Source organism: uncultured Bifidobacterium sp., assembly GCF_949292005.1.
In the GTDB taxonomy this organism is placed as follows: domain Bacteria; phylum Actinomycetota; class Actinomycetes; order Actinomycetales; family Bifidobacteriaceae; genus Bifidobacterium.
In genome coordinates this window covers 1-7,376 of the sequence record NZ_CASEXV010000004.1, presented here as the reverse complement: position 1 = coordinate 7,376, position 7,376 = coordinate 1, and the positions used below count along the sequence as shown (strand labels likewise).

Below are 7,376 nucleotides of genomic sequence, written 5' to 3'. Positions count from 1 at the left end.
GCCAGAACCTCAACGTGGTGAGGAAGTCCTCGCGCACCTCGGGATTGTTCCAGTTCCAGTCGGGCTGCTCCACCGCGAACAGATGCAGATACCACTGCCCGTCGGGTACGCGCGTCCAGGCCGATCCTCCGAAATGCGAGGTCCAGTTCGTGGGAGGAAGCTCTCCGTTCTCTCCGCGCCCATCGCGGAAGATGTACCGGTCGCGCGCGGCCGAACCGGATGGCGAGCTCAGGGCCTCGCGGAACCACTTATGACGGTTCGACGAGTGGTTGGGGACGATGTCCACCACCACGCGGATGCCCGCCTGGTGCGCGGCTGAGACGAGGTCGTCGAAATCGGCCATCGTGCCCAGAAGGGGATCGACGTCGCGGTAGTCGTCGACGTCATATCCGCCATCGGCGAGCTGGCTGGGGTAGAACGGGCTGAGCCATATCGCGTCCACGCCCAGATCACGCAGATAGGGGATCTTCGAGGTGATTCCCGCGATGTCCCCCAGACCGGAGCCCGTGGTGTCCTTGAAGGACCTCGGGTAGACCTGATACACCACGGCCTGCTTCCACCACAGCGTGGAGGTGTCGATAGTCATTCCGTCTCCTTGCCGTCCCGCGCGGTTCCCTGACCACGATGCCCGACGATATGGCCGTGGCCATCGAACCGCCGATCGATTATGGATGATAGCGCTTTCATAATACGGCACGTGAATCGTCACCCGGCACATGAAAGCCACAACAAGGAAAAGGGAACAAAGTCTTCACATGACAATTGGTCCGCACCATCGTTACCATCGGTACCATTGTGTGCAGATGCCGTGCAAGCGTATTCATCCCAGGTGGGTCGGCATGCACGAAACCTCATTCCGCCACGGGTCATGGCCCGACCATCATCCAACCGTCATCCAAGAGGAGAAGGAGGAGGAGAACATGCGCAGAACCACGATCGCCGACGTGGCGCGCCTCGCCGGAGTGTCGCCCGCCACCGTCTCACGGGCACTACGGGGAAGCGCGAGCGTCACTTCCACAACGATGGAACGCGTCAGACAGGCCGCGGACGAGCTCTCCTTCACGCTGTCAAAGAACGCATCCGCCCTGGCCTCGGGACGCACCATGCGCATCCGCCTTCTTGTCTCAGGCAATCTCAAGGCATGGTTCAACGCATCCGTGCTGCAGGGAGCCTACACCGTTCTCGCCCCGCAGGGATACGACATCATCCCCTCGTTCATTCTGGGACGGACGGAACGGGACAGCTTTTTCACCCGGCTTCCCTCCGACCGGAACATGGACGGGCTGATCGTCGCCTCATTTCATTTCTCGCAAAAGCTCCACGACTCATTGAACGGCGTTCCCGTCGTGGGCATCAACTCCCCCTCCCCGGACGGGTTCGACGCATCCGTATCGGCCTCGAACGAGGAAGGCATCAGACAAGCCGTCGGACTGCTTCACTCACTGGGACACCGCTCCATCGCCTTTGTGGGCGCCACCCCCGGCTCCGACCGCTTCTTCAGCACGCAGATGCGATCCTCGTACTTCCCTCAGGCGGCACGGGATCTCGGCTACGACGCCGACCACTACCAGGTGCTCGTGATGGACCCAGGAACGACGGCCACTGACAACACCTTCCTCGCCCATGCCATCGCAGGGCAACTGCTCGCCTCCGACCGGCATCCCACAGGACTATGCGTGGAAACGGACGAACTCGCCATAGCGCTGCTGTCGGAGCTGAAACGGCAGGGAATCAGCATTCCGGACGACATGTCCATCATCGGCTTCGACGACGCTCCAATCGCGCATGCTGCGGATCTCACCACAATTCATCAGGATCCTGAAAGTCTTGGCGGTCATGCCGCGCAGATGCTGCTCACGCTTCTCGGAGCGGAACAATTCGCAGTGGGACATCACACCGTCGGCACCACCATGACGTTGCGCCGAACCACGTCGAAGGCCCCCGCACACGACTAGACGGAGAGCGTCCAGTTCGCACTGCCATGTTCGCATATCGTGCATCCGGCTCGTCCTTGACTCCACCACATGATACGGTCACCGGGGAGAGACACCGGCGCCGGCGGCCACAGGCCGTCGGCGCCGCAGGTGAATCGGGGGTAATTAATGTCAAGTCAGAAACGACCCAGCAGCAGGGACAGGTCGACATCCTTCTTCGACGGAACCTACTTCCCGACCAACAGTCTGCCGCGACGCAACGGAGTGTTCGCCTATTCGGCCCCCCACTGGAGCTATCTCTACAACGCGACGCTCATCCTCCTCGACGCGATCATGTCGCTGCTGTCCACAACCATTGTTGTTCTGGTCCATTCTGAGACCAAAGAATACATCTCACGCAACCAGTTGTCCGGGGATGATGTGCTGGCCATGGCCGCGCTGGTAACCGGCGTATGGATACTCTGTCTCGCGGGGGCGCGGATATACACACGCCACATGATGGGTCAGGGATACGAGGTGTACAGCAGGGTCATCGCGGCCGGATTCTACACGATCATCGCCCTGTGCACGATCATCTACCTCTTCAAGCTTTTCGTGCCACGACAGATAGTTCTGGCCGTTCCACTGCTGTCAGTGCTTTTCACTCTGATAGAGCGATGGTTTATGCGCAGATCACTGCAGCGCAACCGCGCACGAGGCGGGTACAACTACGCCACCGTGATCGTCGGATCCCCCGAGGGAATCCATCAGGCGGTCGAACAGCTCGATGGGAACACCGCCCTCGGCTACGCCCCCTTCGCCGTATGCGCGGTCGCGAACGGGAACTCCACATCAGACAGACCCAACCCCCAGCACCTCGTCCATGTGCCATTCACTCCCACCAACGACAGGGAACGGACGCTGCGAGTGCTCCCTCTGGACTCCCATCTACCCCAGACCGCCAAGGACCTCGGCGCGCGCACCATGGTCATCACCGACGTCATGAGCCGCCACTCCGAGACCATGCGCACCCTCTCCCTGGCCATGGAGTCCATGGGGATCGAACTGGCGTTCAGCGCGGGGGTCGCCGACATCGACGGCGCCACCCTCCACCTGCGCGACAACGCCTCGATGCCCGTTTTCACCGCCACCCTGCCCCAATACTCGACGCGAACGCGCATCATCAAACGCGTCATGGACATCATCGGCTCGCTGCTGGCGCTGATCATCAGCTCGCCCGTCATGGCCGTGGTCGCACTCCTCGTCAGGGCCGAGGACGGGGGTCCGGCGATATACAAGCAGCAGCGCATAGGCCTGTATGGCAAGACCTTCACCCTCTACAAATTCCGTTCCATGCATGTGAACGCCGACAAAATCGACGCACAGCTCGCCAAGGAGATGGGCGAGAACCACGGAATACTATTCAAACCCAAAGATGATCCGCGAATAACCCGCATCGGCAGATTCATCCGCAAAACCTCTTTGGATGAGTTTCCCCAATTCCTCAACGTGCTCATAGGAAATATGAGTCTGGTCGGTCCCAGACCTCAACAGCAGTACGAGGTGAACGAATACGCGTCCCTCTACTCCACCCGCCTGTTGGTCAAACCCGGCATCACCGGCCTGTGGCAGGTGTCGGGGCGCAGCGACCTCAGCCAGGAGGAGTCCGAGCGGCTCGACGTGTCGTACGTCGAACGATGGTCGATCAACGGCGACATCGCCATCCTGCTCAAAACCATCACGGCCGTGATCCGCGGCACCGGGTCGTACTGAGAGCCACGACCGCAAGCCCCGCTGTCGCGGGCCGTGGCGTAAAGTGAGTGATTTGTTCCACGGCATCCTGAGAAGCGTCAGGAGCGGATCCACGCCCGTGGAGTGGAGGAAGCGGCACATGAACTCTCGTATACGGCAGGCCATGAATCACACGGCGGGAAGCTCACGGAGCCTCACGCGCGACGAGGCCTACCACGACGGGAAGCTCACGCAGGCGGGATTCATATCCCTTGCCATCCTCACCTTCATCACCTTCATCGGCAACTTCACGCAACTGCAACTGAGCGCGGCACTGCCCACCATCGTCGGCGAATTCGGCATCAACGTCACCACCGGACAGTGGCTGACATCGGTCTTCCAGCTCGTCATGGGCGTGATGGTGCCGCTGACGGCGTTCCTTACGCGGCGCTTCTCCACGCGGCAGATCGTTCTGGCCTCAATGGTCTCGTTCACCGTGGGATCGGCGCTCTCATGGCTGGGGCCGAGCTTCGAACTCGTTCTGGTCGGACGCATCCTCGAAGCCATCGGAACGGGCGTGATGTGGCCGGTTCTGCAGATCACCATCTTCTCCATCTACCCGCTCACCCACCGAGGTGTGGCCATGGGAACGGTCGGCATGTCCATGGCCGTCGCCCCCGCGATAGGTCCGACCATCGGAGGAATGCAGACCGACGCCAACGGATGGCGGTCGATTTTCCTGTCCCTCACCGTTATGGGGCTGTTCAGCCTCGTCCTGACGTTCTTCGGCCTGCGCAACTTCGTGGAGAAGGACCGCACGGTGAAGGCCGATTGCTTCTCGGTCGGACTTTCCGTATTCGGGTTCGGCGGACTCATGTTCGGCTTCACCAACATCGAGTCGTATCCGGCTCTCCATCCCCTAGTCTGGGCACCCATGGTCATCGGCGTGATCGGCATCGTCTGGTTCGTCCTGCGGCAGATCCGCAACGCGCGGCTCTACCATCAGAGCCTCGAGAGAGGCCTCGCAACAAGCCCCACAAGCCACGGCCACGCCAGCAAGATAAGCGTCGGACCAGGAGATGGCATCCCCGTAGGAGGCATCCCCATCCGCAACCCGCCCCTTCTCGACCTCGGCGTCCTACGCAACCGAAGCTTCACCATCGGAACCGTCTGTGCGTCGCTCAGCTTCTTCGCCTTCAGCTCGATTATGGTGATCATTCCTTTATATATCCAGGACGACCGCGGCTATTCCGCCACCATGAGTGGGCTTGTACTGCTGCCTGGAGCCGCGGGACAATGCATCGCGCAGTTCTTCGGCGGAAAGTTCCTAGACCGATTCGGCGCCAGACCGGTCGCGCTGGCCGGAACCATCACGCTTCTTTTCGGTACCGTGATGATGAGCACCATCAGCACCGACACTTGGATCTGGTGGATATCGATCTGGCAGTTCGTCCGCCAGATCGGCATGGGATTCGTCCTCATGCCCATCACCACATGGTCCCTCAACTCCCTTGACCCTCAGGACGTGTCGGCCGGATCCGCGGTGACGAACACCGCCAGGCAGATATCCGGAGCCGTTGGAGCCCCGGTGCTGGTGATTCTTATGGAGACATTCGCGCGGCTGCGGCACGCGGCTCTGGGCGGTGGAGCCGACACCGCCATAGTCTCCAGCATCTTCGGCGTCCAGTCGGCACTGCGTTTCTCCTCCGGCATCGTGGTGATCATGGTGCTGCTCGTGGCCTTCGGGGTCAAAGGCGACGGCGCCGGATCGTCACGCGACATCGCACGGCGCGCCATCGCACAAATGCACGTCATCCACGGCCACCATCTTCTCGACGTGGTCAAACATCCGTCCGACTGACCGTCGCGTCGACCGTCCCACTGACATCGATGGGCAACGTCTGGCCCGGGCATGTGCGAAGAACACGTGACATCGCCTGTTTCTCGCGAGAGGTGACGGACAATCCGTACACAAGTTTGACAGCGACCTGTCTCGCCACGTACTCGCAACGAAAACCGGTGTTCTCCGGAAGCCAGTAGGCGGCCGATGCGGAGCCCTTGTCCTGATTGGCGCCACCATCCACAGCGAGGAGATTGCGCGCGTCGTTGCCGAATCGTCTCCTCATCGTCGAATCCCAGCGGCTCGCCCCCGATCTCCAAGCGTTCTCCAAAGCGACCACATGATCGATCTGCACCGCCGAGGACGTCCTCGGCCCACGGACGAACTCGATTCGCTCGCCGGTATATGGATCGTCCAGAACCCCGCTCCGGACGGTGCAGCCATCCGAAGGGTCGAACCGCACACCGCTCATATCACGGGCCAGCACCTCATCGCGCACATCGCAGCCATCGCCATCATCATCAGTTCCGCGATAATCGAACGAATCACGGTCGTACCCCTGGTCGCCGAAACCATCGTCGACGAAAATACGCTGCATAGCCTCGAAGGCTGCGCCATACGACAGCGTCAACCCCACGGACTCCCCTATCGATGGGCTGACGCGAGGAAGCGCAAACCCAACCACCACGCCCACGGCAGCTGACAAGGCCATCAGCGTGACCACACGCCGCTGAATCCTACGACATCGACGCCAAGACCTTCCACGTGCCCACATGACCCAGCAATCCGCCACTGCACCTCCAACAAACTCCGCAAGAGGACACTTCACTCTCGAAATGCCGGCGGCCGTGCGAAAACACAGGCATTGCCAACAAAACAAGTGCCACTATAGGAGAACCCGGTGCGACGACGGACGACGCGGCATCCGTGTGGACGCACGGTCGCATGACTCACGCGGATTCACGCGTAGGAAAAGGTCTGTGGATCGTGACCCGCGCGAGTGGGCCCATCCAGCGCGTCGATGGCCGCGTGTTCCTCGGATGTGAGCGAGAATCCGAAAAGGTCGAGGTTCTCCCGCTGCCGCGCCGCATGGACGGACTTGGGAATGACAATCATGCCATTCTCGATATGCCAACGCAGGACCACCTGGGCGCAGGAGACGCCGTGGGTCGTCGCGATGGTTTCGATCAGACCATCGCCAGCATCGAGGTCGGCGCCACGCGCCATGGGAGAATACGCCTCCACAGCTATTTCGTGAGCGTGGCAGTACTGCGCAACGCCGCGCTGCTGCCACGTGGGATGGCATTCGATCTGATCGACGACCGGATATTCCCCGGTCTCCGAATGCAGCCGGTCGAGATGCTCGGGAAGGAAATTGCACACACCCAACGACCGCACTCTGCCCTCGTCGCGCAAGCGAACGAACGCCTTCCACGTCTCGCCCGACCTCCAGTCGAAGGGCGTCGGCCAATGAATCATGTACATATCCACGTAGTCGAGGCCAAGAAGCCTAAGTTGGCGATCGAAGGCGCGCAGGGTGGACTCGTACCCCTGCTCACTGTCCCTAAGCTTCGTCGTGACCCACAAATCGCGGCGGCGAATGCCCTGATCATATCCCGTCGCCTTAAGCGCACGGCCGATCCCCGCCTCGTTGCCGTAGCCCGCGGCGCCGTCGATATGGCGGTATCCCAACGACAGAGCGGACTCCACCACAGGAGTGGTCTCTTCGTCACCGACCCGCAGGACGCCCAGACCGATCTGGGGAATAGCGTTGCCGTCCGTCAGATCGATCATCGGAACGGTGGAATCCGTCATCATGGAATCCGCTACAGTGGAATCCGTCATGTTTGCCAGTCCTTCCGGGACCACGTCCCTCGTCCGTTCGAATCGTC

Annotated in this window: 6 protein-coding genes; 3 read left to right on the top strand and 3 right to left on the bottom strand. The window is 61.2% G+C overall.

Features of this window, described 5'->3' with window-relative positions; all coding sequences use genetic code 11:
- Positions 1-586 (bottom strand): alpha-amylase family glycosyl hydrolase (locus Q1X90_RS00165; RefSeq protein ID WP_300765644.1); only part of this gene is annotated, 586 nt, incomplete at its 3' end.
- Positions 587-920: 334 nt separating this feature from the next.
- Here Q1X90_RS00165 and Q1X90_RS00160 point away from each other — a divergent pair.
- The 3 genes from Q1X90_RS00160 to Q1X90_RS00150 all read left to right on the top strand — a co-directional run bounded on the left by Q1X90_RS00160 (position 921) and on the right by Q1X90_RS00150 (position 5,505).
- Positions 921-1,955 carry a LacI family DNA-binding transcriptional regulator gene (locus tag Q1X90_RS00160; protein ID WP_300765643.1) on the top strand — a complete coding sequence of 345 codons (1,035 nt, stop codon included), beginning with the start codon at positions 921-923 and terminating at the stop codon, positions 1,953-1,955.
- A 147-nt stretch (positions 1,956-2,102) separates the two neighbouring features.
- A complete protein-coding gene (locus tag Q1X90_RS00155) occupies positions 2,103-3,686 on the top strand; it encodes a sugar transferase (RefSeq protein WP_300765642.1) in 1,584 nt (527 codons plus the stop codon).
- Positions 3,687-3,804: 118 nt separating this feature from the next.
- Entirely contained in the window at positions 3,805-5,505 is a 1,701-nt protein-coding gene (locus Q1X90_RS00150) for an MDR family MFS transporter (RefSeq protein WP_300765641.1), read from the top strand.
- Here Q1X90_RS00150 and Q1X90_RS00145 read toward each other — a convergent pair.
- Both Q1X90_RS00145 and Q1X90_RS00140 read right to left on the bottom strand, forming a co-directional pair.
- The gene (locus Q1X90_RS00145; RefSeq protein WP_300765640.1) at positions 5,486-6,196 is read right to left on the bottom strand and encodes an HNH endonuclease family protein; all 711 of its coding nucleotides are present in this window, start codon (positions 6,194-6,196) and stop codon (positions 5,486-5,488) included. The genes Q1X90_RS00150 and Q1X90_RS00145 overlap by 20 nt on opposite strands.
- Positions 6,197-6,444: 248 nt before the next feature.
- Positions 6,445-7,299 (bottom strand): aldo/keto reductase, encoded by an 855-nt coding sequence (locus Q1X90_RS00140; protein ID WP_300765645.1) that lies wholly within the window; start codon positions 7,297-7,299, stop codon positions 6,445-6,447.
- Between the last annotated feature and the right edge of the window lie 77 nt (positions 7,300-7,376).